The sequence below is a fragment of the Variovorax sp. P1_H2 genome (genome assembly GCF_056405295.1).
On sequence record NZ_JBFUCJ010000021.1, the window covers coordinates 1 to 23,138 of the forward strand.

24 protein-coding genes are annotated in these 23,138 nt (G+C 65.2%); 9 read left to right on the forward strand and 15 right to left on the reverse strand.

The window, feature by feature from the left end; genetic code table 11:
* The 3 genes from minC to minE all read left to right on the forward strand — a co-directional run.
* The coding region (gene minC, locus AC1D2E_RS10060) for a septum site-determining protein MinC (RefSeq protein ID WP_478197272.1) at positions 1 to 422 on the forward strand (422 nt) is incomplete at its 5' end.
* Between the two features lie 57 nt (positions 423 to 479).
* Entirely contained in the window at positions 480 to 1,292 is an 813-nt protein-coding gene (minD, locus tag AC1D2E_RS10065) for a septum site-determining protein MinD (RefSeq protein ID WP_478197273.1), read from the forward strand.
* Positions 1,293 to 1,294: 2 nt separating this feature from the next.
* Positions 1,295 to 1,567, forward strand: a complete 273-nt coding sequence (gene minE, locus AC1D2E_RS10070; RefSeq protein ID WP_286372254.1) for a cell division topological specificity factor MinE — start codon at positions 1,295 to 1,297, stop codon at positions 1,565 to 1,567.
* 245 nt (positions 1,568 to 1,812) lie between these two features.
* Here minE and AC1D2E_RS10075 read toward each other — a convergent pair whose 3' ends face one another.
* The 7 genes from AC1D2E_RS10075 to AC1D2E_RS10105 form a co-directional block, all read right to left on the reverse strand.
* Positions 1,813 to 2,145 carry a type II toxin-antitoxin system RelE/ParE family toxin gene (locus AC1D2E_RS10075; RefSeq protein ID WP_478197274.1) on the reverse strand — a complete coding sequence of 111 codons (333 nt, stop codon included), beginning with the start codon at positions 2,143 to 2,145 and terminating at the stop codon, positions 1,813 to 1,815.
* Positions 2,142 to 2,405 carry a ribbon-helix-helix domain-containing protein gene (locus AC1D2E_RS10080; RefSeq protein WP_478197275.1) on the reverse strand — a complete coding sequence of 88 codons (264 nt, stop codon included), beginning with the start codon at positions 2,403 to 2,405 and terminating at the stop codon, positions 2,142 to 2,144. Before AC1D2E_RS10080 ends, AC1D2E_RS10075 begins: the two co-directional genes overlap by 4 nt.
* 288 nt (positions 2,406 to 2,693) lie before the next feature.
* Positions 2,694 to 4,532 carry an acyl-CoA dehydrogenase family protein gene (locus AC1D2E_RS10085; protein ID WP_478197276.1) on the reverse strand — a complete coding sequence of 613 codons (1,839 nt, stop codon included), beginning with the start codon at positions 4,530 to 4,532 and terminating at the stop codon, positions 2,694 to 2,696.
* Between the two features lie 41 nt (positions 4,533 to 4,573).
* Positions 4,574 to 5,410, reverse strand: a complete 837-nt coding sequence (locus AC1D2E_RS10090) for a crotonase/enoyl-CoA hydratase family protein (RefSeq protein WP_478197277.1) — start codon at positions 5,408 to 5,410, stop codon at positions 4,574 to 4,576.
* A complete protein-coding gene (locus AC1D2E_RS10095; RefSeq protein WP_478197278.1) occupies positions 5,407 to 6,024 on the reverse strand; it encodes a DsbA family protein in 618 nt (205 codons plus the stop codon). The genes AC1D2E_RS10090 and AC1D2E_RS10095 overlap by 4 nt, the downstream gene beginning before the upstream one ends.
* A gap of 78 nt (positions 6,025 to 6,102) precedes the next feature.
* On the reverse strand, positions 6,103 to 6,471 hold the full coding sequence (locus tag AC1D2E_RS10100) for a hypothetical protein (protein WP_478197279.1): 369 nt from the start codon (positions 6,469 to 6,471) through the stop codon (positions 6,103 to 6,105).
* A gap of 155 nt (positions 6,472 to 6,626) precedes the next feature.
* The gene (locus AC1D2E_RS10105; protein ID WP_478197280.1) at positions 6,627 to 7,403 is read right to left on the reverse strand and encodes an enoyl-CoA hydratase; all 777 of its coding nucleotides are present in this window, start codon (positions 7,401 to 7,403) and stop codon (positions 6,627 to 6,629) included.
* Positions 7,404 to 7,531: 128 nt separating this feature from the next.
* On the opposite strand from AC1D2E_RS10105, the gene AC1D2E_RS10110 reads away from it, so the two are divergent.
* From AC1D2E_RS10110 to AC1D2E_RS10125, 4 genes are all read left to right on the forward strand, one after another.
* On the forward strand, positions 7,532 to 7,969 hold the full coding sequence (locus AC1D2E_RS10110; protein WP_478197281.1) for a MarR family winged helix-turn-helix transcriptional regulator: 438 nt from the start codon (positions 7,532 to 7,534) through the stop codon (positions 7,967 to 7,969).
* A gap of 154 nt (positions 7,970 to 8,123) precedes the next feature.
* A complete protein-coding gene (locus tag AC1D2E_RS10115; RefSeq protein WP_478197282.1) occupies positions 8,124 to 8,615 on the forward strand; it encodes an SRPBCC family protein in 492 nt (163 codons plus the stop codon).
* 253 nt (positions 8,616 to 8,868) lie between these two features.
* Positions 8,869 to 10,029, forward strand: coding sequence for an IS30 family transposase (locus AC1D2E_RS10120; RefSeq protein ID WP_478197283.1), 1,161 nt, complete (start codon positions 8,869 to 8,871; stop codon positions 10,027 to 10,029).
* A gap of 622 nt (positions 10,030 to 10,651) precedes the next feature.
* Positions 10,652 to 11,767, forward strand: a complete 1,116-nt coding sequence (locus AC1D2E_RS10125) for a S1C family serine protease (protein ID WP_478197284.1) — start codon at positions 10,652 to 10,654, stop codon at positions 11,765 to 11,767.
* Positions 11,768 to 11,804: 37 nt separating this feature from the next.
* On the opposite strand, the gene AC1D2E_RS10130 is transcribed toward AC1D2E_RS10125, so the two are convergent.
* Together AC1D2E_RS10130 and AC1D2E_RS10135 are read right to left on the reverse strand one after the other, a co-directional pair.
* Positions 11,805 to 13,283, reverse strand: coding sequence for a cytochrome P450 (locus AC1D2E_RS10130; RefSeq protein ID WP_478197285.1), 1,479 nt, complete (start codon positions 13,281 to 13,283; stop codon positions 11,805 to 11,807).
* An 896-nt stretch (positions 13,284 to 14,179) separates the two neighbouring features.
* The gene (locus AC1D2E_RS10135; RefSeq protein ID WP_478197286.1) at positions 14,180 to 14,521 is read right to left on the reverse strand and encodes a hypothetical protein; all 342 of its coding nucleotides are present in this window, start codon (positions 14,519 to 14,521) and stop codon (positions 14,180 to 14,182) included.
* A 388-nt stretch (positions 14,522 to 14,909) separates the two neighbouring features.
* Here AC1D2E_RS10135 and AC1D2E_RS10140 point away from each other — a divergent pair, with 388 nt between their 5' ends.
* Together AC1D2E_RS10140 and AC1D2E_RS10145 are read left to right on the forward strand one after the other, a co-directional pair.
* Positions 14,910 to 15,446 (forward strand): helix-turn-helix domain-containing protein, encoded by a 537-nt coding sequence (locus AC1D2E_RS10140; RefSeq protein WP_478197332.1) that lies wholly within the window; start codon positions 14,910 to 14,912, stop codon positions 15,444 to 15,446.
* Between the two features lie 93 nt (positions 15,447 to 15,539).
* Entirely contained in the window at positions 15,540 to 15,983 is a 444-nt protein-coding gene (locus AC1D2E_RS10145; RefSeq protein WP_478197287.1) for a bacteriohemerythrin, read from the forward strand.
* A 45-nt stretch (positions 15,984 to 16,028) separates the two neighbouring features.
* On the opposite strand, the gene ubiM is transcribed toward AC1D2E_RS10145, so the two are convergent.
* The 6 genes from ubiM to AC1D2E_RS10175 all read right to left on the reverse strand — a co-directional run bounded on the left by ubiM (position 16,029) and on the right by AC1D2E_RS10175 (position 22,984).
* Complete coding sequence (gene ubiM, locus AC1D2E_RS10150) at positions 16,029 to 17,264, reverse strand: 5-demethoxyubiquinol-8 5-hydroxylase UbiM (protein WP_478197288.1); 1,236 nt, start codon at positions 17,262 to 17,264, stop codon at positions 16,029 to 16,031.
* Positions 17,248 to 18,138: an acyltransferase gene (locus tag AC1D2E_RS10155; protein WP_478197289.1), complete on the reverse strand. Its 891-nt coding sequence runs from the start codon at positions 18,136 to 18,138 to the stop codon at positions 17,248 to 17,250. Before AC1D2E_RS10155 ends, ubiM begins: the two co-directional genes overlap by 17 nt.
* A complete protein-coding gene (locus AC1D2E_RS10160) occupies positions 18,135 to 20,534 on the reverse strand; it encodes an adenosylcobalamin-dependent ribonucleoside-diphosphate reductase (protein ID WP_478197290.1) in 2,400 nt (799 codons plus the stop codon). The genes AC1D2E_RS10155 and AC1D2E_RS10160 overlap by 4 nt, the downstream gene beginning before the upstream one ends.
* The gene (locus AC1D2E_RS10165) at positions 20,531 to 21,766 is read right to left on the reverse strand and encodes an NAD(P)H-dependent flavin oxidoreductase (protein WP_478197291.1); all 1,236 of its coding nucleotides are present in this window, start codon (positions 21,764 to 21,766) and stop codon (positions 20,531 to 20,533) included. Before AC1D2E_RS10165 ends, AC1D2E_RS10160 begins: the two co-directional genes overlap by 4 nt.
* 87 nt (positions 21,767 to 21,853) lie before the next feature.
* Entirely contained in the window at positions 21,854 to 22,297 is a 444-nt protein-coding gene (locus tag AC1D2E_RS10170) for a universal stress protein (RefSeq protein WP_478197292.1), read from the reverse strand.
* Between the two features lie 66 nt (positions 22,298 to 22,363).
* The gene (locus AC1D2E_RS10175; RefSeq protein ID WP_478171240.1) at positions 22,364 to 22,984 is read right to left on the reverse strand and encodes a hemerythrin domain-containing protein; all 621 of its coding nucleotides are present in this window, start codon (positions 22,982 to 22,984) and stop codon (positions 22,364 to 22,366) included.
* Positions 22,985 to 23,138: the final 154 nt, after the last annotated feature.

A 23,138-nucleotide genomic window follows, 5' to 3' on the forward strand; every position in this document is an offset into this window, starting at 1 on the left:
CGGTGGCGCCGGCCCCGCGCCCGGCGGCCCCGCCGGCCGAAGCCGCGGCCGAGGCGCCGCAGATCGTGCGCGAGGTGCCGGTGCCGGCCAACGGCACGCTGGTGATCGACAAGCCGTTGCGCTCGGGCCAGCAGGTCTACGCCCGCGGCGGCGACGTGATCGTCACCGCGGTGGTGAGCTTCGGCGCCGAAGTCATTGCCGACGGCAATGTCCACGTCTACGCACCGCTGCGCGGCAAGGCGATCGCCGGTGCCCGCGGCGACACTGCGGCACGCATCTACACGACCTGCATGGAGGCGCAGCTGGTGGCCATCGCGGGCATCTACCGCACCTCGGAGGTGGCGCTGCCGGCGGAGATCGCCGGCAAGCCGGCCCGGATCTCGCTTGACGGCAAGAAGATCGTCATGGAGCCGATCCTCTGATCGATGGGCGCGCTCGGCAACCGAACAACTGAAACATACGAACGAAGAAGGAATGGCATGGCCAAAATTGTGGTGGTGACCTCGGGCAAGGGCGGCGTCGGCAAGACGACCACGAGCGCGAGCTTTGCATCGGGACTGGCATTGGCGGGCAAGAAGACGGCCGTGATCGATTTCGACGTCGGGCTGCGCAACCTCGACCTGATCATGGGCTGCGAGCGGCGCGTGGTGTACGACCTGATCAACGTGATCCAGGGCGAGGCCAACCTGCACCAGGCGCTGATCAAGGACAAGCAGTGCGACAACCTGTTCGTGCTGGCCGCCTCGCAGACCCGCGACAAGGACGCGCTGACCCAGGAAGGCGTCGAGAAGATCCTCAAGGACCTCGACGAACAAGGCTTCGACTACATCGTCTGCGACTCGCCCGCGGGCATCGAGACCGGTGCGCTGATGGCCATGCACTTCGCCGACGAGGCGCTGGTGGTGACCAACCCCGAGGTGTCCTCGGTGCGCGACTCGGACCGCATCCTGGGCATGCTGGGCTCCAAGACCAAGCGCGCCAAGGAAGGCGGCGAGCCGATCAAGGAACACCTGCTGATCACGCGCTACAACCCGAACCGCGTGGCCGGCGGCCAGATGCTGTCGCTGGAGGACATCCAGGACATTCTCCGGATCAAGCTGATCGGCGTGATCCCCGAGTCCGAGAGCGTGCTGCAGGCCTCCAACCAGGGCGTGCCGGCCATCCACGACACCGACACCGACGTCGCGCAGGCCTACAGCGACGTGGTGGCGCGCTTCCTCGGCGAAGACAAGCCGATGCGCTTCGTCGATGCCGAGAAGCAGGGCTTCTTCAAACGAATCTTCGGAAGGTAGCCATGTCCCTGTTTTCCTTTCTGCTCGGCGAGAAGAAGAAGACGGCGAGCGTCGCCAAGGAACGGCTGCAGATCATCCTGGCCCACGAGCGCAGCAGCCTGGGCGCCAAGCGGCCCGACTACCTGCCCGAACTGCAGCGCGAGCTGATCGCGGTGATCTCGAAATACGTGTCGATCAAGGCCGAGGACATCAAGGTGCACCTCGAGAAGCAGGACGACCTCGAGGTGCTCGAGGTCAAGATCGAGCTGCCGGACGCGCTGGCGGCACGCGGCTAGGCCTTCGGCGGTCCTGCTGAGCGTGGCGGGGCGCCGGTGCTGGTATCCGGCTCGACTGCACCTTTGACCTGGGGATTCCAGGCGAGCACCCGCGGGGCGCCTGGCAGACGGTCGTTGGACATCCAGGCGGCGATCGGGCGCAGGGTGACCGGGTATCGCGCGGGGCGCACCAGTGCATCGGGCCCGAAGCGGTCTTTGCGTCTTCTCCAAAGCGGCCTCTCATCCGCCTTCGCCAGCATGCAGGGTCAGGGGAAGATTTCCGACGCCAGCATCCATGCAGGTATATCGCGCTGGCCGTGGAGGACGCGCCAGACGTCGATGCAGTCGGACTGTTCGAAGTAGAAGACCAAGTGCGGGAAGCGAGTCAATGGCCAACAGCGCAGCCCTGGCAAGTTGAGCTCATGTGCGTAGCGCGTGGAGCCCGTGCCGGGGTGCCGGGCGATGTGGATGTAGGCACCTTCGAGCTCGTCGATGAAGGAGAGGGCGGCACGTTCCGCGCCCTCCCCCAGGTAGTAGGCGATGGCGTCGTCAATGTCTCGGTTTGCCTGTTCTCGCGGGACGACCGTTTTTGCCTTCACCTGTTGCCGCCGGCCCTGTCTGCCTTCTTGCCCGAGCCGCGCACCCTCTCACGCAGGCCATCGAAGTAGGCCTTGTCCGCGCTGGCGGCGGGCGCCGAGAGGCCTCCTTGGAGAAGCAGACCGCGCAGGTGGAGCCTCTGTTGGTCCTTCCGGATGAGCTCGCGCACATATTCACTGCTCGTGCCGTAGCCGCGTTCGACCACTTGCTCATCGACGAACGACTTCATGGCCTCCGGCAGGGACACGTTCATGGTGCTCATGCCGCAAGCTTATGTTGTTTGGCAAAATTTGGCAAGGCAACAGCCGCGCACAGATGTCATTCGCCTGAACCGCGAAATTCGCCGCAGCTCGTAGTGTCCGGTCTTGGCCTGATTGAAGCCGTTCGCTGGCGAACCGTGGATGTCGCAGATGGGCCCGAACGCGACATTCGAGTGTCGAGTTTGGCACCGGCAAAGCAGACGTTCAGTGCCAGCGCATTACCCCAGGCAAGAACTGCAACCAACTGGCACCGAACGGCGTTCTCTTGTCAGGCGCGCCCCCCGGCAAGTTCAGGGATTCATTTCATACACGCCAGCGAGACTGCGTGCCTGTCGCCAGACCATTTCAAACCGCGCAAGATCGGCGCTGGGACGGTGGATGCATCGTTTTGCTCCGAACTGTTGATCGGCCGCCGCCGAAGGCTTGCTGTAGAGAGTCAAGGCATGGCCAGAGAAGTCACGGACTAGCACGTCGAAGATCTGGTCCACCAGGGCCAGCTCGGTGCCTGCGATCGTAGCCTGCTGCAGGATCAATTCGGCATAGGGGACCAGCGTGAACATTTCCCCGATCGCGAGCATGAAGTCCAGATCCTTCTGTTGCGCGCCAGTAGGCACCGCGCTGCCGAGCATGGCGTGCAGCGCATCGATCTGTTCGGTGAACACGGCGACGTTCGGCACGTGAGCGAAACTGGCGAAGACCGGCCGCCAGTCATGAAAACGCACCTTTTGCAAGCCCTTGGTCGGCCCCTGCCGAAACAGGAACTCATCGTCCGCGGCATCCCTGCGCGTCGGCACCTGGCAGAGCGCCGGGCTGGCATTGCCCGAATTGAGCAGGTACTCGGGCATGAACTTGAGCGCCAGCGCCAGGTTGACGTGCACGGTGCCCTCGATCTTGGGGAAGCCCTGCAGGCCGAACTGGGCCATCTGGAAGAACATGTCCTTCTCGAATCCCTTCGCGGAGATCACGTCCCACAGGTCGGCGTACGCTTTGGCGCCTTGCCGAGTGACCGTGATCTTCTCGATGGTGTTGAAAAGGAGATAGCGCCGATCTTCGAGCGATGCCGAATGCATGTAGTCGATCGCGCGCTCGCCGAACAGCTTCATGCCCGCCAGGCGCGCATAAGCATCCGTGAACAATGCCTGCACATGCGCAAAGTCGGTGACCTTGGCGTTGAAGAGCACGCGCCGCTCGGCGTGCGTTATCGCCTCGTAAAAGCAATGCTCGACCAGGCCGACTGCACCGAAGCCCAGGTTGAACTTGCCGACGTTGACGGTGTTCATGCCCGCATCGAAGGCCTCCTGCCCTGTGTGCAGGATGTCGGCCGGCGTGACGGGGTAGTCCTCAAGGTCGAACGCGGCGACATACATCTGACAGGCCACGACGTTGCCGCGCAGCTTGTAGGCGGGATGCTGGCTGTCAACGGTAAAGAACACGTAGGCGTCCGGGCCCTCGATGCCAGAGATGCGGCCGAAAACGGACACCATGCCAGCGACGTTGCCGTTGCCGATGTAGTACTTGCCGCCGTTGGCCTTGTAGCCGCCCTGCCCGTCGGGGGTCAGCACCATGTCGGTCGTGTAGATGTCCGCGCCGTGCTCCCGTTCGGAGAGACCGAACGCGAAGACTGCGCCGGCATTGAGCAAGTCCGCTGCGCGCTGCTTTGCCTCGGCGTTGGCGCTTTGCCAAATCGGTCCCAGGCCGAGAATGGTGACCTGCCAAACGTACCAGTACCCCCCGCCGTAGAAGCCGAGGATGTGGCTCATCATCGCGATGCGACTCGTGTCCCAGCGCTTGTTTGGGTTTCCGCCAGCCTCAGCGGCCGGCGTGAGCAGCGTGGCGAACACCCGCTCCCGTTTCAGGAACTCGATGAAGTCTGCATACCAGATCCGTTCGCGGTCCTGCTCGAGAAGAACACGCTTGCCGCGCTGTTCGAAGAAGGCGATCGTCGCCTGGAAGACGCGCCGCGATTCGGCGTCGAAGGCGGAAAAGTCGGCGGCGTGCGGATTGAACAGGAGAGTTGCGTTCATGGGATAGGTTTCCGTTGTGAGCGCCGGTGCATCGGCGCGGGCCATCAATGGTTTGTTGGGGACTCTGAGCGTTGCGCCAACCGGCCAAAAAGCCAGCTCGCTCATGCTCGTCCAGTTGGGGAAGAACTAGCTCGCCAAGGGCGACTTCACCAGGTTCTGGGGGCGTAATCTGCCCCGCTGTTTTTCAGTCGGCGCCCCACAGCAATGCGTTGGTTTGTCCTGCCAATCACCCGCCGCTGCCACATGCGCTCAAAGCCAAGTGCCGAAGACTCAGAGACGTTCCAGGCGCTGTGCAAAAGTCGCTTGCCAGCAGCTACGGCATCCGGAGACTGCTTCTCGATCTCTGCACATAGTTGCCGGGCCGTGCTGAGCGGATCGTCCGCAAGATGCGTCACCAAACCAAGTTGCTTGGCTTGTTCTGCATTGCACACTCGCCCGGTCAGGGTGAGTTCCACTGCCTGGTCTTTGCCAATCAACTCCCTGAGCAGCACCGTTCCACCCATATCAGGAACCAGCCCCCAGTTCGATTCCATGATCGAGAGCTGGCTTGCGGGCGATGCAATGCGGATGTCAGCGCCGAGGGCGATCTGCAGGCCTGCGCCGAAGCAGTTGCCCTGGATGACTGCCAGCACGGGAACGCTCAGGGAGCGCCAGACCAGGGAAACCTTCTGATAACGGTTCATCGTGGGCTTCCAAAGCGGGAGGAAGGCCAAGATCTTGCGAATGGCGCTCCCCGTCATGACCTCCTTGAGATCCATCCCGGAGCAGAACGAGGGCCCGTTGCCTTTGAGGATCACCGCACGGACTTCGACATTCTTCTTGATCCGATCGGCGCAATCGATCAGCTCGTGGAGCATCGGGATCGTGATGGAGTTGTGCTTGTCGGGACGATTCAGGCTGACCGTGGCGATGCCGCCATTGAACTCCAGCGTGATGAATCGCCATGAGGGCATCTGGCGACTTCCTGTCGAACTGCCGCTCATTGCGAAACCAGCCTTTCCTCGACGTCGCGCAGGCGCTCCTTGCCGAAGTACATCTCATCGCCGATGAAGAATGTCGGCACAACGAAGGCGCCGCGGTCGTGGGCGACCTGGGAGCTCTCCACCAGCCGGGCCTTGACTTCGGCTTCCTGCGCGGTCTTCATGAGCAGTTCAGCGTCCAGGCCGCCTTCGATCAGGACCGTACCGAACGTGACCGGGTCGTCCATCTTCAGCCCGCGCTCCCACATGGCCACAAAGACCGTCTTGACATAGCGTTCGAAACAGCCGAGTTGCTGCGCCGCCACCGCTGCGCGCATGAGCGGCAGCGTAATCACCGGGAAGTGGGGATTGAACTTGAAAGCCTCGAGCCGGTGCCGCGTGACGAAGCGCTGCATCTCGAGCCGCTCGTAGGCCATCTTGTTCGGCACATCCGCGAAGGCCACGAACGGCGGCCGGTTGTTCGACAGCTTGAACAGTCCGCCGAGGAAGATTGGCCGATAGGCGATGCGTGCGCCGGTCCGGGTCTCGATGCCCGCAATCGCCTTGTGGCACATATAGCTGTTCGGACTGACGAAGTCGAACAGGAATTCGACGTTGAGGTCGTGGGAGGTTTTCATTGCATTGCCCGATTGGGTCGGATTGGCATCGGCGAGGGGTCGACACTTGCTCGCTGCGATTCAGCGATCGGCAAGCGATCACTTCTTGCGGCTGTGGAGCACCCAGGCACCGATGCCCAGCAACGGATCGAGAATCGCAACGGCGCCCACCGTATGCGGAAACACGCCCGACAGTGCGAGGGGCACGAGCACGACAGGGATCAGCACCACCCGGTCGAGCACGGAAGCCGGGCCGAATTGCCTTGCTCCGGAACGACCGCCAAAGACGTAGAGCCAGCCAATGACGACCAGGCACACGCCGATCACCCGGAAGAGCGCACCTTCGTCTCCGACGAATGGCCTGTCCATGAAGATCGTCTGCACCGCGCCGGGCCAGACAATGAACAGGGCGCCGATCGCAAGATACAGGTAGCCATTGATCACCGCGTAGTTCGACTCGGTGGACAAGTGGGCCGGCTTCTCGAGAAGATCACTGATAAGGGACATGTCTTTTTCCTCTTGGGTGGCTGTGCTGCTGCGGGATCGGACCTGAGCTCGGAAAGGAGCCCCGCTGGTTGACGGTGAGCAGTGCCCAGGTACCAGCGATGTCCAGTCCCTCGGTCTCACGACGTGAACTTCGAGAAGTCAGGCGCCCGCTTCTGGCCAAATGCGGTGAAGGCCTCGCGCGCCTCCGGGCTACGCAGGCGCTCGGCAAATTGCGCGCTCTCCAAGTTCATCTGTGCCGCAACCGTTGCCGCCTGCTTCATCAGCTGCTTCGTCATCTTCAGCGACCCGGCAGGCTGCTTCGCGAGCAGCGCCGCGACCTGGTCGGCCTCGCCATGCAGGTCCGTTACCGGGACCACGCGGTTGGCGATGCCCCAAGCCAGCGCTTGCGCGGCCGAGATCGGCTTGCCCAGGGCGAACATCTCGAATGCGCGTGCGTAGCCAATGCGCGCCGGCATGAGCAGGCTCGAGGCGGCCTCGGGCACGAGAGCCAGATTGACAAACGGTGTGGACAGCAGAGCGTCCTCCGCGAGCACGACGAAGTCGCAGTGCAGCAGCAACGTGGTGCCCACGCCCACGGCGCGACCATTGACCGCCGCCACCACGGGCTTGGTGCAGCCTGCCAGAGCACGCAGGAATCGGAGGACCTGGCTTTCCCCGGCGCCGGCTGCGCCCGTGGCAACCGCCGCGAATTCGGCCAGATCGTTGCCGGCGGTGAACATGGCGCCTTCGCCACGGATCACGATGACGCGGACAGCGGGATCCGATTCGGCGCCGATGAGGGAGTCGGCCAGGGTGCCATACATCGCGCTGGTGAGTGCGTTCATCTTGTCTGGCCGCGCCAGCGTGAGAGTGAGGACGCCTTGGGTGGAAGTGACGGTGACGTGATCGGTCATGAGGTTCTCCTGTAGGTTGGCCCCGACGACGCGGGGAACGACTTGTGCCAAAATTGGTTCGTGCACGAATTATAATATTTCGTGCGCGAAATACAACCATGCCGAGTGGCAACAGAAGGTGAATTCGGATGAAGGATCAGAAGAGAACGAGACTGGTCTTCTTGCTCAATCTTGCGCAACGGGCGGTAGAACGCTGGATCGACGGCAAGGAGAATGGGTCTTCAGCACTGTCGGCGGCACAGGCGGGCACGATGTTCTTTTTGTCGCACAGCGATGGCGCGCTCATCGGCGACGTCGCCCAGGCCCTGGACATCGGCGCACCGGCGATGTCCGGCCTCGCCAACCGGCTCGAGCAGGCCGGCTACTTGCTGCGCCAGCGTGACTCGAACGACGGGCGGGCGATTCGCCTTTACCAAACTGAGGAAGGCCGTGCTGCCGGGCTACGCGCCAAGGCCTCGCTCGGCGTGTTGAATGCCAAGTTGAGCGAAGGCTTCAGCGAGGATGAGATGGCCGTCGTCGGAAGATGGCTGGAATCGCTGCCGCAAAGACTCTCCGCGGAGGAGTAGCCGAGCCCGGGCCGCGAGTTCAGCGTCCTGGCCGGATGAGGCATGCGCGTAAGGCAACGGGCCCAGGGCTGACTTTGCACTGGAGCGGCGGCCGCTCGTCACGGCGGGGATCAAGCGACTCTACAACGGCTATTCGAGGCGGGCGTCTTGGACTATGCTGCCGCGCATGGCGACGACAGAGCAGAAAGACCTCGACTGGATCGGGCAGGCCCCGGTCTCGTTCTCGGGCTCAGCGACGACGACGGCTTCTCCAGAGGCTGTGTTCGCTATTCTGGCGGACCACGAACGCTGGCCGGAGTGGTTCCCCGTCATCAAAAGTACGGAGGTGCTTGGCACGCTCCGCGAAGGCGTCGGCACGCGGCGCGTGACGACCATCCCCGGCGGCAAGGTCGAGGAGCGCATCATTGCCTGGGACCCAGGCCAGCGGTGGGCGTTCACCGCCACAGCCGTTAGCCCGGGAATCATGCATGCCCTTCTCGAGGACTGCCGCATAGAACCCACCGACAGCGGCAGCCGTGTCACTTACACCATGTACCTCGATCCGGTAGCGCCGTTACGGCCGATCATGAAATTGATGAGGGGGCCGATGCGCAAGCAGCTCGACGGGGGCATGCGGGCCCTCGCCGCCCGGGCCGAGGGGCGCTGAACGTCCTCGGCGCGAGAGGGAGCAAACTGGTTTCGAGCGCCACCCCATCCGCGGTCCATCATCGCCCGGTGAAGCATCGCGCCCGCCCTTGCGGCAGTGAATTTCTGCTGCCGGAGAACGGACTGTCGTCAATACCTGCTTCTGGCCGATCACGGTGGTACGCGAGCGCAGGTCCAAGGTCCGCTCCCGCTTGCGGATTCAACCGGTCGATGCAACACACTGAAAACTGCCGTAGGCAGAAGGAGTGTTGCAGATGAAGTATCGAACGCGGACCTACTACACGGACAGCCAGAAGGCGCTCATGTGGGAGCGCTGGAAGCAAGGTCAGACCCTCCACCAGATCGCTGGGATGTTCGATCGACACCATGGGTCGATACGCCAGATCCTGGCCGAGACGGGCGGCATACGGCCACCGGAGCGCCGCCGTTCCAGCCTTGCGCTGACCTTGGCCGAGCGAGAGGAGATCTCGCGTGCTGTGGTGGCTGGCTTTTCGATCCGCGCGATCGCCACGATTCTCGGACGTGCGCCCTCGACGGTCAGCCGCGAGATCAAGCGCAATGGTGGACAGGAACGCTATCGGGCGAGCCAGGCCGATCAGGCAGCCTGGGATCGTGCCCATCGCCCCAAGCGCTGCAAGCTGGCTGAGAACCGAGCGTTGGCACACATCGTCGCGGGCCGGCTCCAACTGCAGTGGTCGCCGGAGCAGATTGCGGGGTGGCTCAAGCATACTTACCCGAGCGACGAGACCTGCCACGTGTCACACGAGACCATCTACCGCAGCCTGTTCATTCAAGCCCGTGGGGCCTTGAAGAAGGAGCTGCTGCAGCATCTGAGGCGCACGCGAGGCATGCGTCGCTCGCGTCATTACACGCAGAAGACGGACACCCACGGAAGAATCGTCGACGCCGTGTCGATCAGCGAGCGCCCGGCCACGGCTGAGGATCGAGCAGTGCCTGGACACTGGGAAGGCGACCTGTTGTTCGGAAGCTCCAACAGCCAGATCGCAACCCTGGTCGAGCGGCAAACGCGCTACGTGATGCTGGTGAAGCTCAATGGCAAGGACACGGAAACGGTCGTCAACGCGTTGGTCAAGAATGCTCGCAAGCTGCCGCAGGAACTCTACAAGTCGCTGACCTGGGATCGAGGATCGGRGATGGCCGGCCACAAGCAGTTCACCCTGGCGACCGACATCAAGGTGTACTTCTGCGATCCTCAAAACCCTTGGCAACGCGGAAGCAACGAGAACACGAACGGGCTGCTCAGACAGTACCTTCCCAAGGGGATCGATGTCTCGACCTACTCGCAGGCCAAGCTGAATGCTATAGCGCGGAGGTTGAACGAGAGACCGCGCAAGACTCTCAACTTCCAAACACCTGCTGCAATGTTCAACCAAACCGTTGCATCGACCGGTTGAATCCGCACTGCACACCTGCTGTACATCGGTCCTTGGCGAAGGGCAGGGCCCACTACGGCTGTTGGCGACCCTTTTCTGACTGGCCGCTTCCGCTGCAACGTGCCTGTTTGATGGGCAACGTGTCAGGAAACACTGCCGAAGGCGGTTGTCCACAGCTATGTCCACGGCGCCCGTGCACAAATCTTCGCGCTGGCGAGGAACTTGCAGAAAAAGAAAAAGCTCGCGTGTGGCGAGCTTCGTTGAAAGCGGTCGTGGGCACTTACGCGACCCACGTTGCGGCAAATTCACATGCAGGAGTCACCCATAGTTTTTCTCGTCGTGGTGGCTCTTGTCCGACGTGCCGCCGTGAGATTCGGCGTTGCCTGCGCAGGCACCTCAATCGGTAAGCCGTATTGAGGAGGGATGGATTCCCTCAGAGCAGCGCCGTGCTACTCTCGACGCTTGCCACAGCGAAAGAAGTTTGTTAAGGACCGAAGCGGCCCACTGACGGCATCTGAGGCTGTCGTTAGAACCTCAGCCACCCGCGCGATCGCCTCCATCTGAAGTACCCCGTGACGCGAGTTGCGTCTGCGCGGTTTGGATTCAAAATCTCCGAAGTGCTCTTGCACATGAGCCAGCTTGAATGAAAGCCAATTCGATCACTCTGCATCGACTGTGGATGCTGCTCGCCCAAGCCGTGACCGTGGGTGCCGGCCTGCTGATCGCCTGGCATGCGTTCGGCCCTGGCGCGTCGTCGCCCGCCCGCAACGACGTCGTCACAATTCATGAGGCAGGCGGCAGTTCATCGCTGGCGAACGCGATACTTGGGCGACGCGACGCGGGCTTTCGCTCGGCAGCGCGCAAGGCCTCGGCCTCGGTGGTCAACATCTATACGCGCAGCGCGTCAAGCCGCCGCAGCCGGCGCGGGCAGGATTCGCTGAGCCTGGGCTCCGGCGTGATCGTCGCGGCACAGGGCTATATCCTGACCAACAACCACGTGGTCGACGGTGCGACTGAAATCGCCGTCATGCTGCCGAACGGCAAGGTGGCTGACGCGCAGCTGCTCGGCCGCGACCCCGACACCGATCTCGCGGTGCTGAAGGTCGATGCGACGGACCTCCCGCCGATCACGTTCGCGGAGCCGGGTTCGGTGCAGGTGGGTGACATCGTGCTTGCCGTGGGTGACCCGTTCGGGGTCGGACAGACCGTGACTCAGGGCATCGTCAGCGCAACCGGCCGGAATCGGCTTGGCATCAACACGTTCGAGAACTTCATCCAGACCGACGCAGCAATCAACCCCGGAAACTCGGGCGGCGCATTGGTGGACATCGACGGTAACCTGGTCGGAATCAATGCGGCCATTTACTCGGAAAGCGGAGGATCCCAGGGCATCGGCTTCGCGATCCCGGTGAGCCTGGCGCGCGAGGTGATGGACCAGATCATTGCGCATGGGCGCGTCGAGCGAGGCTGGATCGGCGTGGTCGCGCGCGATGCCAAACGCAGCGCCCCCGATGCATCCGGCGCGGTGGTAGAGAAGGTCCAGCGCGGTGGGCCGGGCGAGAAAGCCGGGTTGCGCGTGGGTGATACCGTCACTTCGATGAATGGCAAAAGCATCGCCGATGCCACGGCCCTCATCAATGAGACGGCGATGCTGGCACCCGGCAGCCGTGTCGAATTCAACTTGACTCGCCGCGGCGTGGCCATGGCCGTGGCAGTTGAACTGGGCCGGCGTCCAATGCCGGCAGACAGGCGCCGGTGATCGTCCGCACGCTGAAAGGCAATCCAAGAGGCTTATGTCACGAAGAAGTGCTGGTTGCCCGGGGTGAAAGGTGAACCGACAGCCCGACGGGAGACATCGTGAGCGACATGTATTCCGCGGGCCCGCCCTCGGGCGTCCTCATCTCCGCGATGTCGAAGTTCGCCAGCAATGTCGCCATCACCATCTTGATCTCCGCCAGTGCGAGATAGCGACCGGGGCACACGCGCGGGCCAGCACCGAAGGGCATCACTACGCGCTTGGAACCCATCATCCGCTCGCCCTCTGCGTGAGCGCCATCGATCCAGCGCGTCGGGCGAAACGCCTTCGGCTCATCGAAACGATTTGCATCCATGCCGGCCGGGCGCATCACGCAGGTCACAAACACTCCTCTGGGGACCGCGACGTCGCCGATCACAACGTCATGCGCGGCTTGGACGATGTTGATTGGGGCGACCGGCTTGAGGCGCATTGCTTCGTTGGCGCAGGCCTCGACGAAGTCGAGCTGTGAGAGTTGATCGGTCGAGCGTGGGATCTGGCCCGCGCCGACGATCGCATCGACCTCGTTCCGCGCACGCTTCCACTCGTCGGGGTGGTCGTGCAGGAGCCAGATGAGCCAACCAAGCGTGTTGGCGGTCGTGTCCTCGCCGGCGAGCAGCATGGTCAGCACATTGCCGGACAGATCCTCGTCACTGAGCCCCGCACTCTCGCTGTCGCAGGCAGCAATGAGCGCCTGCAGCAGGTTTTCGGGGCGCTGCATCAGTTCAGGCCGGCGCTCGATGTGCTGACGCTCCTCTCGGATGAACCCCTGCACCGCGCCCTGCAATGCTTCCACGTGCTGCCGAAGCCCAGGCTTGGGTAGCCAGTGCTCGAAGTCGATCGGCGCGAGGACGCGACGCGCCAAAGTTGGGAAGATCACGTTGAGGTGTTGCTGGATCACATCATGATCGCCCCGCTCCAGTGTGTTGAGGTTCCGGCCGAACGCAAGGCAGGTGGTCACGTCCACTGTGTAGCGCATCAAGTCGGTCATGAGATCGATTTCACGATCGCTGCGCGCGTCGCTGAACCAACGTGCGCGAAGCCGGGCCGTGACCACTTCGATGGAAGGCAGAAAAGTCTTCAGGTGTGCCGGATCCAGCCCTGCCAGCACAATCTGACGCTGCCGGCGCCACGCTTCCCCGTTGGCGGAGAACACGCCGTGAAAGCCAAGATCCTTGCAGACCTGCACCAGTCGCGGCCCTTTGATGAATCCCTCCGGGCGCTGCTTGAGCACGGAGGCGTTGAGCGCTGGGTCGCTCACGCAAAGGAAGTTGCGCTCGGCGATCGAGAAGCGGAACAAGCCCCCGTACTTCTCCGTCCATCCCTCGAGAATCTGATGGAAGGCTTCCGGCTTGATCTGGAGCGCGTTGCCGAGCAGAGGCACTCCTTTGGGACCTGGCAGGTCGAAAAAGCGACGCAGGCGCGCGGCGGGCGGTTCGGCCTTGGTTGGGGAGGCGTGGTCAGTTGGATCGGCGCTCATGAGAACCCCCTCTGCTTGCGCKATGCTAAGCCTGCTCCGCGCGCTGGCCAACTGCATCGGAGTTGTGACAGCCGTCGGCGCGAGGATATGGAGACGGTTCCGGGGCGGATGAGCGGCCTATTGAGACATCACACCTAGCCGCATACTGCCAACGTCCTATGGCCACTTCCCCAATCGCGTCGCGTTGGCTGTTCCTGCCGCTCTTACTTGCAGCAGTATCGTTCGTGATGGCCGCAGTCGAGATCTTGGATTCCGTGGTTTCATTCGCCCGCGCCGATCGCCCAACACTCAATATTGCGCTACCAAGCCTCATGCTGCTCCTAAGCGCCTTAACCCTCCGCCTAGGAATGCCGTCTATCCGGCCTCTTGGGAGGCTGGGCGTGTTGCCCAAGTGGATGTGCTGGCTAGCCTTGCTCTTTGGCGCAGCCATTACCCTTCTAGCCGGAGCCGAGCTCGCGTATGCGCTCACAGAGGAAGGTCTTGTCATGCTCTTGGACCTTCCGATCGTCATAGCGTTCTTGCTGGGCTTGTCGTGCACCTTGTTGGCGTATCTCAGCCTTCGTAGTCAACCGCAGGGGCCCTCGCAAAATGGCACCTAACCCCTGCGTCAAGGGGACGTCTTACGCGAGGGCGCAAGCTGCTGCCTTACGTCGAACGTTGAGCGGCAGCCTCCGGGTCCACCAAACGACCAAAGCCGGTTCCGCTTGGAGGACCTACTCGACATCTGGCGCTGACAACGGAGCAGGGCGCTGTGAATGTCCGCAGAGCGCCAGCGTGCGGTCGCCCGTGCTTGCCTACCAGGAGGACCGCTTACGCTGCTCAGCAGAAGTCCGAGGCAATGAATCGATCGGCTAGCGATGCCATCGCCTCTCGAGGCCCCACGCTCTCGCCGTAGTTCACCTGGACCTCCCGCGCTCGAATTCATGCAACAACGCCAACATGATCCGACGTTGCTCTGTCGTCAACGAGTGAAATCTTTCAGCGAAAGCCTTCCCGCTGATCTCCCCATCCAGCGTCTTGGGACTTTTTCGTTCGCCTTGCGGATCTGGCCCATGCTGGAGCCAATGCGGCGACACATCGAGCAGCTTCGCGATCAATGCGATGCGATCCGCTCGCGGGACTGACTTGCCCGATGCCCAGTTGTGCGTGGTCTGTACGCTGATCCCTGACGGGAAAACCGGCGTCAGCGCCTCGGCGAGAGCCGTCGCCCCGAATTCCTTGTACCCGCGCTTGGCCATTGCGACACGCAAGCGCTCGGAAAAGGACTCTGCTTCTTTGACTCGGGATCCCACCGAACGATTGTCATAAGCACTTGATTTTTATCATTCCCAAATGATTAGTAAGTTTCCCATCAATCTGGTAAAGTGAGTTTGAATGCGTTGACGCTCAAGCGAACACCCGCTTGTCGACGGAACGTCGAAGCGACCTGCCAATAGTGCTAGAGGGAGGAGATCAAATGCCTTGCAACGACAAGGCTCGGACGAGGACGCCCGAGCCATGAAGACCCAACAAGTCGCCTCCCCCTTCCCGACCGCGCGCCCCCTCAAACTTCCGCCGTCGCTCTACCTGCCGACGCCCAAGGCCAAGCCCACCCGCAGCGAAGCCGCCGCGCTCGTCGGAGCCCAGATCAATCGCCTGCGCCAGGCCGCAGGCATCTCGCCCCGGGAGCTCACACAGCGCTCCGGCGTCTCGCGCTCCATGGTCTCGCGCATCGAGAACGGCCAGGTGTCGCCCTCCCTCGAGACATTGCATCGGCTGGCCGACGCCCTGGGCATTCCGCTCTCGCGTCTCTTCGCCGAGCAGCGCTGCCGCACCGATTTCAGCCATGTGCCTTCGGGCAAGGGCCTTCGGGTGGAACGCCTGGGCGCCGTCGCGGACTACCGCTACGAGCTGCTCGGCCATGTGCTCTCGGGCAACCTGTTCGTCGAGCCCTACCTGGTCATGTTGGAAGCCGACGCCCAACCCCATGTGACCTTTCAGCATCCGGGCTTGAAGTTTCTCTATCTTCTGTCGGGCGACGTCACCTACCGCTATGGGTCCAGGCGCGTGAAGCTGCGTGTCGGTGATTCGCTGCTCTTCGATGCCACCGCCATGCATGGCATCGAGGACATCGGCACGCTGCCGGTGTCGTATCTCTCTGTCGTCTGCACCTTGCGCAGCTAGGCCTTCATCCGCGACCTGTCGCGATGCTTGTCGCAGGTCAATGACTCCCTCGCGCGGGAGGGCTAGCCTTGTGTCTTTCAATGAGGAGATCACATGGCAGCCTCGGATCGGTCCGGCGCACTTTCGCTCGATTTGCCCTTCATGGACCAGGCGCACGAGCAATTCACGGCCCTGCTGAAGCGCGTCGACGAGGCCGGCGACGCCGAGCTGCCGGCCGCCTGGCGCCAGGTGGTCGCGCTTGCGGCCGCGAGCTTCGCGTGCGAGGACCAGTGGATGCAGAGCACCGGCTTCTCCTCGCGCAAGGACCACACGCTCCAGCACCGGGTGGTGCTCGAGGTGATGCGCGAAGGCATCGTGCAGGCCGACGAAGGCCAGCGGCTCCAGGTCCGGCAAATGGCCTGGCAGTTCAGGGACTGGTACCACAAGCACGTGCAGACGATGGACGCGGCGCTGGCGCTGCACCTGCGCGGCGTGCGATTCGATCCAGCGAACGGACCGGCGCAGCCGGCGCGCAGCGGCGTAGCAGCGGCCTTTTGAAAGCACCCGAAGGCGATTGCCTCGCGCGAGCCGGTCCGCAGGGCGTCAGCGGCGCACTGCCGCGTCGCCGCGCAGTGCCGCCTCCGGCAGCCGCAGCCCTCCCCGCCCGGTCAGCCGCGACGTGATCGCCATCTTCAGCGGCGGCAGGTGCTGCGCCCCCCGCAGGATCAACTTCCGCGCCAGCCGCTGCGGCGCGCCGTTGCTCGCGTAGAGCTTCGCCACGGCATTGGTCCCGTGGTACATCACGGCGGCGTCGCGGCGGTGCCTGCGGTCGTAGCCGGCCAGCACGCCCGCGTCGCCGATGTCCAAGCCCGCGGCACGCGCATCGCACAGCGCATGGGTCAGCGTCGCGACACTCTGCAATCCGAGGTTGTAGCCATGCGCCGTGACCGGATGCATGCCAACCGCCGCATCGCCGATCAGCGCACTGCGCTGGGCCGTGAAGCGGCGCGCGAAGGCGCTCACGAGCGGGTAGGGAAAGCGCTCACCCAGCAGGCTCATGCGGCCCAGCCGCCCCGCGAACTGCGACTCCACGAGCGCTGCGTACTCACGGGCAGGCAGGGCCATGAGCCGCGCGGCGTCCGAGGTGTCGGTGGTCAGCACCGCGGAGCAGACATCGCCCGCCAGCGGGAGAATGGCGAGCGTGCGCTCGTAGCCGAAGCATTCGTAGGCCACGTCGCGATGCGGCAGCGCATGCCGCAGGCGACAGACGATCATGGTGCGGCCGAAGTCGTGCATGTCGGCGGCGATGCCGAGTTGGCGGCGCGCCCACGAGAAACGGCTGTCGGCGGCGATGAAAAGGCGCCCGCCCAGGCGCTTGCGCAGCGGCTCCGCTGCGCTTTCGATTTCGAGCTCCACGCGTTTCGCCGAAGTGACGATGCGCAGCAGCCGCGACCGGTCCCGCAGGCGCAGCCCGGGCCGCTGCGCCGCGGCCTCGAAACTGACGCGGCGCAGCGCGTGGTTGGGCACGATCCAGCCGAGCGCAGCGGGGGCGCTGAAATGCAGGCCGGCGTCGTGCCGGTCGCCATCGATCACCCGGGCCTCGCGGATGCGCCCGATCTCCTCGGGCCGCAGACGCTGCCACAGGCCGAGCACGCGCAGGGTCTCGACGCTCGCATGGGTCAACGCGATCTCACGGCCGTCCTCCTGGGGCGCGGCCAGCGCAGCGCGCGGCTCGAGGTCGAGCACGGTGGCGTCGAAGCCGGCGTCCACCAGCGCGATGGCCATTGCCAGACCCGTCGGACCGGCGCCGACGACGAGGATTTCATGTTCCTGCGGCATGCGTCTCTTCCTTCAACAATGCGGCAACGCGGCGGTCCTTCTCCGCCCATTGGCATTCGATCCAGTCGCGCAGGCGCTGCCGCTGCGCCTTGTCGCTCAGGGCATCGGGCTCGACGAAAGGCGGCGGAATCGCGCGCTGGCGAACCTCGACGGTCACGGCCGCCAGCCGGCCGCTCAGCAGTGCCCAGAAGCTGGGTGCCCCCTGCGCATAGACGATGGTGACGTCGAGCATCGACTCGAACTGCTCGCCCATGGTCTCCAGCGCCACGCCGAGACCGCCGATCCTGGGCTCGAGCAGATGCTGGTAGCGGCTGTTCTGGCCGGCCTTCTTGGCCGCCGTGAATCGCGTGCCTTCGACGAAGTTGATGACCGCCGTGGGAAGGCGCTTGAATTTCTCGCAGGCCTTGCGGGTGGCCGCAAGGTCGCCGCGCCGGGCGCCACGGCCGCGTCCGCGCTTCATGAACGGGAAGTCGAGCGCCCACCAGGCCAGGCCGATCACCGGCACCCAGATGAGTTCGCGCTTCAGGAAAAACTTGAGGAACGGGATGCGGCCGTGAAACACCCGCTGCAGCACCAGAATGTCGACCCAGCTCTGGTGGTTGCTCGACACCAGGTACCAGCCGCGCGGGCTCAATCCATCGAGGCCGCGGACCTGCCAGGGACTTCGGCAGGCGGCTGCGATCCAGGCGTTGTTGACCGCGACCCAGCCGGCCGCCACCCCGTTCAGCAGCCGGTCGCAGCCGGCCCGCACGCGCTCGGCCGGCACCAGCAGCTTGACCAGCGCCGGCACCACCATGAGCGAGAAACCCACCAGCGTGTTCAGGCCGAGCAGCAGGCCGTTGACGGCGCCGCGCAGCGCGGGCGCCAGGCTCATCCGCAGCTTCCGAGATGCCCGCACTGGGTGCAGAAGTCGCAGCCGTCCTTGCGGATCATCGCGTGAGCGCCGCACTCGGGGCACTTGCTGCCGGTTGCCGATGGCATCGCATCGGTGACGAGCGATGGCGTGGCGCCGTCCTGCGCGGAGCCCTCTGCCCGACTGCGCCGGACGATCAGTTGCTGCACCGCATAGGCGATCGCGGCCACCTCGGAGTCGTGCCAAAGGGGCACGAGGGTGCCGTCGGCCTTGCGGTGGCTGCCCAGCCGAACCGGCCCGCGGTCCCAGGCAACCTTGCGCATGTCGGCCAGGGCGCGCTCGAGAAAGCCGCCGCGCGCGGCCAGCGACAGCAGCCGCATGCTGGCGGTGATCCACTGCTGCGACTCGCCGCTCTGGCCCACCGGCATGAAAAACTCGACAGCCCGCTCGCGGCCGTCGGCCACCGGCAGGAACGAGACCACGAGGTAGAGCGCCTGGCGACCCTGGTGGGTCCAGTACTCGATCTTCTCGGCCAGCGCGTTCAGCGCGCCGGTCGGCCGGCTCTCGATCATCGCGCGCATCGGGTCGACCGCCGCCTGGCCGGGCTCGGAGGCCGCAGCCGGTGTCGGCGTCGCTTCCAGCACCGACCCGAGGATCGCGTTCGGCCGATAGGTGGCCAGGCCCTTCAGGCCGGCGGCCCAGGCCTGCAGATAAAGCCCCTTGAAACTCTCGTAGGGAAACTCCGCCGGCACGTTGACCGTCTTCGAGATCGCGGTGTCGACGTAGGGCTGCACCGACTCCATCATCGCCAGGTGGTCCGAGGCCGGCATCGACAGGGCCGAGACGAAGTAGTCGGGCAAGCGCTCGACGTCGCCACCGAGGAAGCGATAGAGCCGCCAGGCATGGTCCTCGACCTGGTACTCCGTGACGCTGCCGTCGGATTCGCGCTTCTTGCGCTTGTAGCTCCACGAGAACGCCGGCTCGATGCCGTTCGAAGCGTTGTCCGCGAAGGCCAGGCTCACGGTGCCGGTCGGCGCGATCGACACCAGGTGGCTGTTGCGGATGCCGTGGCTGCGGATCTGCGCCTGCAGCTCCGGATCGAGCCGGCTGGCGAAGGTGCCCGGCGCTAGATAGCGCTCGGCCTCGAAGGCCGGAAAAGCGCCCTTCTCGCGTGCCAGCGCCACCGAAGCCGCATAGGCGGCATCGCGCAGCGTGCGCGCGATGCGCACCGCCAACTCTCGGCCGTCGGCCCGGTCGTAGCGCAGGCACAGCATCGCGAGCGCATTGCCCAGGCCGGTGAAGCCGACGCCGATGCGCCGCTTGGACTTCGCCTCGGCCTGCTGCTGGGGCAGCGGCCACAGGCTCAGGTCGAGCACGTTGTCGAGCGCGCGCACCTGCACCGCCACCGCGGCGCCGAAGGCATCGAAATCGAATCGCGCAGCGCCGCCGATCGAGAACGGATGCCTGACGAAGCGCGGCAGGATGATCGGCCCCAGGTCGCAGCAGCCGTAGGGCGGCAGCGGCTGCTCGCCGCACGGATTGGTGGCCGCGATGCGCTCGCAGTAGCGCAGGTTGTTGTCGTTGTTGATGGTGTCCGTGAACAGGATCCCGGGCTCGGCGAAGTCGTAAGCCGAGCGCATGACCGTGTCCCACAACGCGCGGGCCGGCAGCCGGCTGTAGATCCAGCGCTCGCCGTCCTGCACCGCGCCCTTGGCGATCAGCGCCGCGCCGGGCCGCGCCCGGTGCACCAGCGGCCAGACCTCGTCGGCGGCCAGCGCGTGCATGAAGGCGTCGTCGACCGCAACCGAGACGTTGAAGTTGTTCCAGCGCCCCGGCGTGCGCTTGGCGGTGATGAACTCGAGCACGTCGGGATGGTCGATGCGCAGCACGCCCATCTGGGCGCCGCGCCGCGCGCCGGCGCTCTCGACGGTCGAGCACGAGCGGTCGAAGACATCGATGTAGCTGCACGGACCCGAGGCCAGCGATGCGGTGGCGCGGACTTCCGCGCCGCGCGGCCGGATGCGCGAGAAGTCGTAGCCGACGCCGCCGCCCCGGCGCATGGTCTCGGCGGCCTCGCGCAGCGCTTCGTAAATGCCGGCATGGCCGGCGTCGTCCTGGCCCTGGATGCAGTCACCCACCGGCTGCACGAAGCAGTTGATCAGCGTGGCCTCGAGACCGCTGCCGGCGGCGCTCATGATGCGCCCGGCCCCGATGGCGCCGGCGCGCAGGCTGTCCAGGAAGCGCTGCTGCCACACGGCACGCTCGCCTTCGGCCTCGACCGAGGCCAGTGCACGCGCGACGCGCACGAACAGGTCCTCGGCCTCCCGCTCGCCGGCCTTCAGGTACTTCTCGGCCAGCACGTCGCGGCTGATGGGCTGCTCTGGCGGCAGGCCGGTCACGCTGTCGTCGCGTCTCATGCGGCAGCCACCTCGGGCGCGGGCCGGAGGCCGCCCAGCAGCCACTGCATCAACTCGCGCACCGACCGGATCTCGCACCCGAAAGGCAGCCGGCCGGCACCGCGGAAGAAAAGGCCCTGCTCGGTGTTGCCCGTGAACGCATGCCCCAGCATCTTGTCGATGCAGAACTTGCCCCAGCCCGGCGTGGCATCGCGCAAGCCGCAGTGGGCCAGGCAGTCGAAGCGCATGGTGCACTCGGTCTCACGGTGGGTCTTGGCAAGGAGGCGCGGCTCCAGCCGCAGGTACTTGGCCAGCCAGGGCGTGCGAACCGCGCGCGCCGGCAAGCCGGCGACGCTGGTGAACTCGACCAGGTCCTCGGGCCCGGCTTCGGCCAGCACGCGCTTGAAGGCCGGGTCGGCATCGCATTCGGTGGTCACCGCGAAGGCCGTGCCGAGCTGCACCGCCGAGGCGCCGAGCGACTGCAGGCGGCGAATGTCGTCGAGGCTCTCGACGCCACCGGCCGCGACGAGGGGGATGCGGCCTTCGATGCCCGCCGACTTGAAGAAGGCCTGCACCTGCGGCAGCACGGTGTCGAACTCGAAGCGCGGGTCGCGCAGGTCGCCCACCCTGGCGGCACCGAGGTGGCCGCCGGCGAGCCGCGGATGCTCGATCACGATGGCATCGGGCAGGCGCCCCTTCTTCTCCCACTTGCGCACGATCAGCTGCACGCCGCGCGCATCCGACAGGATCGGGATCAAGGCCACGCGCGGGTGCTCGCGCGCCAGGTCCGGCAGGTCCAGCGGCAGGCCGGCGCCGACCACCAGCGCATCGGCGCCACAGGCCATCGCGTGCCGCACCTGCGCCTCGTAGGCGCTCAGGGCCTTCATGACGTTGACGGCCACCAGGCCCCGGCCGCCGGCCAGTTGCCGGGCCTTGGCGATCTCTCGGCCCAGGGCCTCGAGGTTGGCGGCGTCGATGCGAGCCCCGGCATCGGGCGCGTGCTCGATGTGCGAGGTCTGCGCCCACAGGTCGGGATGCAGGCGCCGGAGGTCGACCGAGGACACCGTGCCGATGCCGCCCAGGCCGGCCACCGTGCCGGCCAGGCGGCCCGCCGAGACGCCGACGCCCATGCCGCCCTGCACCACCGGCAGCAACTCGCGGCCGGCCAGCGTCCAGCTTCGAAGGCCCGATGCCGAGGCGAGCGCCTCGAGGCTGCGGGCAGCGACCGCCACTTCGTTGGATTCGTCCGTCATCGAGGCCGTCGCCGGGCCGCTCCCAAGGCGGCCTGCGCCCCCTCGGGGGGCAGCGAGTACACGAAGTGACTCAGCGTGGGGGCCCATCTAGCGAAGCACCAGCACCGGCAGGGTGGAATGGGTCAGCACATGCTGGGTCTCGCTGCCGATCAGCAGGCGCCCGAGGCCCTTGCGGCCATGCGACGCCATCACGATGAGGTCGCTGGCGTGCTTTTCGGCGGCGGCGATGATCGATTCGGCGACCTGGTTCGAATGGGCCACCAGCGGATGGCAGGACACGCCGCTGGCGCTCGCCCGCTCGCCGATCGCAGCCACCATGGCCTGGGCCTTCTCGAGCCGCATCTTGTCGATGTGCTCGCTGTCGGTCGTCTGCTGGAGCGACGTGCCTTCCATGTAGCTATGGGGCGGCCGGCGGGCCACGGTGAACGCGACCAGTTCGGCGCCGTGCTGCCGCGCCAGTTCGATGGCGCTCTCGACAGCCTTGTCGGACAGGGAGGAACCGTCGGTCGCGACCAATATCTTCTTGAACATGATGGAAGTCTCCAAATGGAAGGCCTCCAGTCTCGGCCAGGCCGGGGCCGGGCGAATTGACAGGGATCAAGCTTGCATCGCTTGCCGGCTCGGCTTGCCGGGGGCCAGCGCGGGGCCCAGGCCGATCGGCGTCGGCACGGCATTGACGATGCGGGTGAAGAGCGCGCGGTACTCGTCCTCCGGCTCGTTGCCGGCGAACGGATCGCGGTGGGCGCCGAAGACGGCGTCGAGGTCGCGCCAGTCTTCCTCGGTCAGCACGCGTTCGGCCAGCGGCAGGATTTCCTTCTCTTCGAGCGCCATGTGGGCCAGGTAGAAGTCGGTGTAGCGGGCGACCTCACGCTCGAAGGGCTCGCGGTGGGCCTCGCCGAGCATCTCGTAGACCAGCAAGGCATGCTCGACCTCGCGGATGTTGCGCTCGCCGCGCGCATGGTCCTGGTCCAGGTGGTCCAGCAGGTCGCGCGACAAGGGCGTGCGGGCACGCAGCTTGGGGAACAGCAGCTCGGTCTCGTGGCGGTGATGCCGCTGCTCCGGGAACTGGTCGACGTAGAACAGCATCGCCCGCAAGGCGGAGAAGTCGGGCGCGCTCTGCTGTCTTCGATGGGCATCGAGCAGCAGCAGGATGGACCGCAGCATGGCCGAGAGGGCCGCGTGCTCGTCCCGGATGATGCGGGTGGTGGCGTGTGTCATGTTTGTCTCCGTTGGATGAAGCAGCTTTTCACGCCGCCGGCCTCGCCACCTTGCCGCAGATCAAGAAACGCTGCATTCGACGCGCCAACCTGCGTCACCGGCGTCGTCTTGACCGAGGTCAACGCGGCGGCTCGCGCGCGTGCAGCCGCCGCGA

What these genes read in the sequence shown, in the direction of transcription:
- minD (WP_478197273.1), top strand. Translation starts at nt 480, where the DNA reads ATGGCCAAAATTGTGGTGGTGACCTCGGGCAAGGGCGGCGTCGGCAAG.
- minE (WP_286372254.1), top strand. Translation starts at nt 1,295, where the DNA reads ATGTCCCTGTTTTCCTTTCTGCTCGGCGAGAAGAAGAAGACGGCGAGC.
- AC1D2E_RS10080 (WP_478197275.1), bottom strand. Translation starts at nt 2,405, where the DNA reads ATGAGCACCATGAACGTGTCCCTGCCGGAGGCCATGAAGTCGTTCGTC.
- AC1D2E_RS10085 (WP_478197276.1), bottom strand. Translation starts at nt 4,532, where the DNA reads ATGAGCGAGCTGGCTTTTTGGCCGGTTGGCGCAACGCTCAGAGTCCCC.
- AC1D2E_RS10090 (WP_478197277.1), bottom strand. Translation starts at nt 5,410, where the DNA reads ATGAGCGGCAGTTCGACAGGAAGTCGCCAGATGCCCTCATGGCGATTC.
- AC1D2E_RS10095 (WP_478197278.1), bottom strand. Translation starts at nt 6,024, where the DNA reads ATGAAAACCTCCCACGACCTCAACGTCGAATTCCTGTTCGACTTCGTC.
- AC1D2E_RS10105 (WP_478197280.1), bottom strand. Translation starts at nt 7,403, where the DNA reads ATGACCGATCACGTCACCGTCACTTCCACCCAAGGCGTCCTCACTCTC.
- AC1D2E_RS10110 (WP_478197281.1), top strand. Translation starts at nt 7,532, where the DNA reads ATGAAGGATCAGAAGAGAACGAGACTGGTCTTCTTGCTCAATCTTGCG.
- AC1D2E_RS10115 (WP_478197282.1), top strand. Translation starts at nt 8,124, where the DNA reads ATGCTGCCGCGCATGGCGACGACAGAGCAGAAAGACCTCGACTGGATC.
- AC1D2E_RS10125 (WP_478197284.1), top strand. Translation starts at nt 10,652, where the DNA reads ATGAAAGCCAATTCGATCACTCTGCATCGACTGTGGATGCTGCTCGCC.
- AC1D2E_RS10130 (WP_478197285.1), bottom strand. Translation starts at nt 13,283, where the DNA reads ATGAGCGCCGATCCAACTGACCACGCCTCCCCAACCAAGGCCGAACCG.
- AC1D2E_RS10135 (WP_478197286.1), bottom strand. Translation starts at nt 14,521, where the DNA reads ATGGCCAAGCGCGGGTACAAGGAATTCGGGGCGACGGCTCTCGCCGAG.
- AC1D2E_RS10145 (WP_478197287.1), top strand. Translation starts at nt 15,540, where the DNA reads ATGGCAGCCTCGGATCGGTCCGGCGCACTTTCGCTCGATTTGCCCTTC.
- ubiM (WP_478197288.1), bottom strand. Translation starts at nt 17,264, where the DNA reads ATGCCGCAGGAACATGAAATCCTCGTCGTCGGCGCCGGTCCGACGGGT.
- AC1D2E_RS10155 (WP_478197289.1), bottom strand. Translation starts at nt 18,138, where the DNA reads ATGAGCCTGGCGCCCGCGCTGCGCGGCGCCGTCAACGGCCTGCTGCTC.
- AC1D2E_RS10160 (WP_478197290.1), bottom strand. Translation starts at nt 20,534, where the DNA reads ATGAGACGCGACGACAGCGTGACCGGCCTGCCGCCAGAGCAGCCCATC.
- AC1D2E_RS10165 (WP_478197291.1), bottom strand. Translation starts at nt 21,766, where the DNA reads ATGACGGACGAATCCAACGAAGTGGCGGTCGCTGCCCGCAGCCTCGAG.
- AC1D2E_RS10170 (WP_478197292.1), bottom strand. Translation starts at nt 22,297, where the DNA reads ATGTTCAAGAAGATATTGGTCGCGACCGACGGTTCCTCCCTGTCCGAC.
- AC1D2E_RS10175 (WP_478171240.1), bottom strand. Translation starts at nt 22,984, where the DNA reads ATGACACACGCCACCACCCGCATCATCCGGGACGAGCACGCGGCCCTC.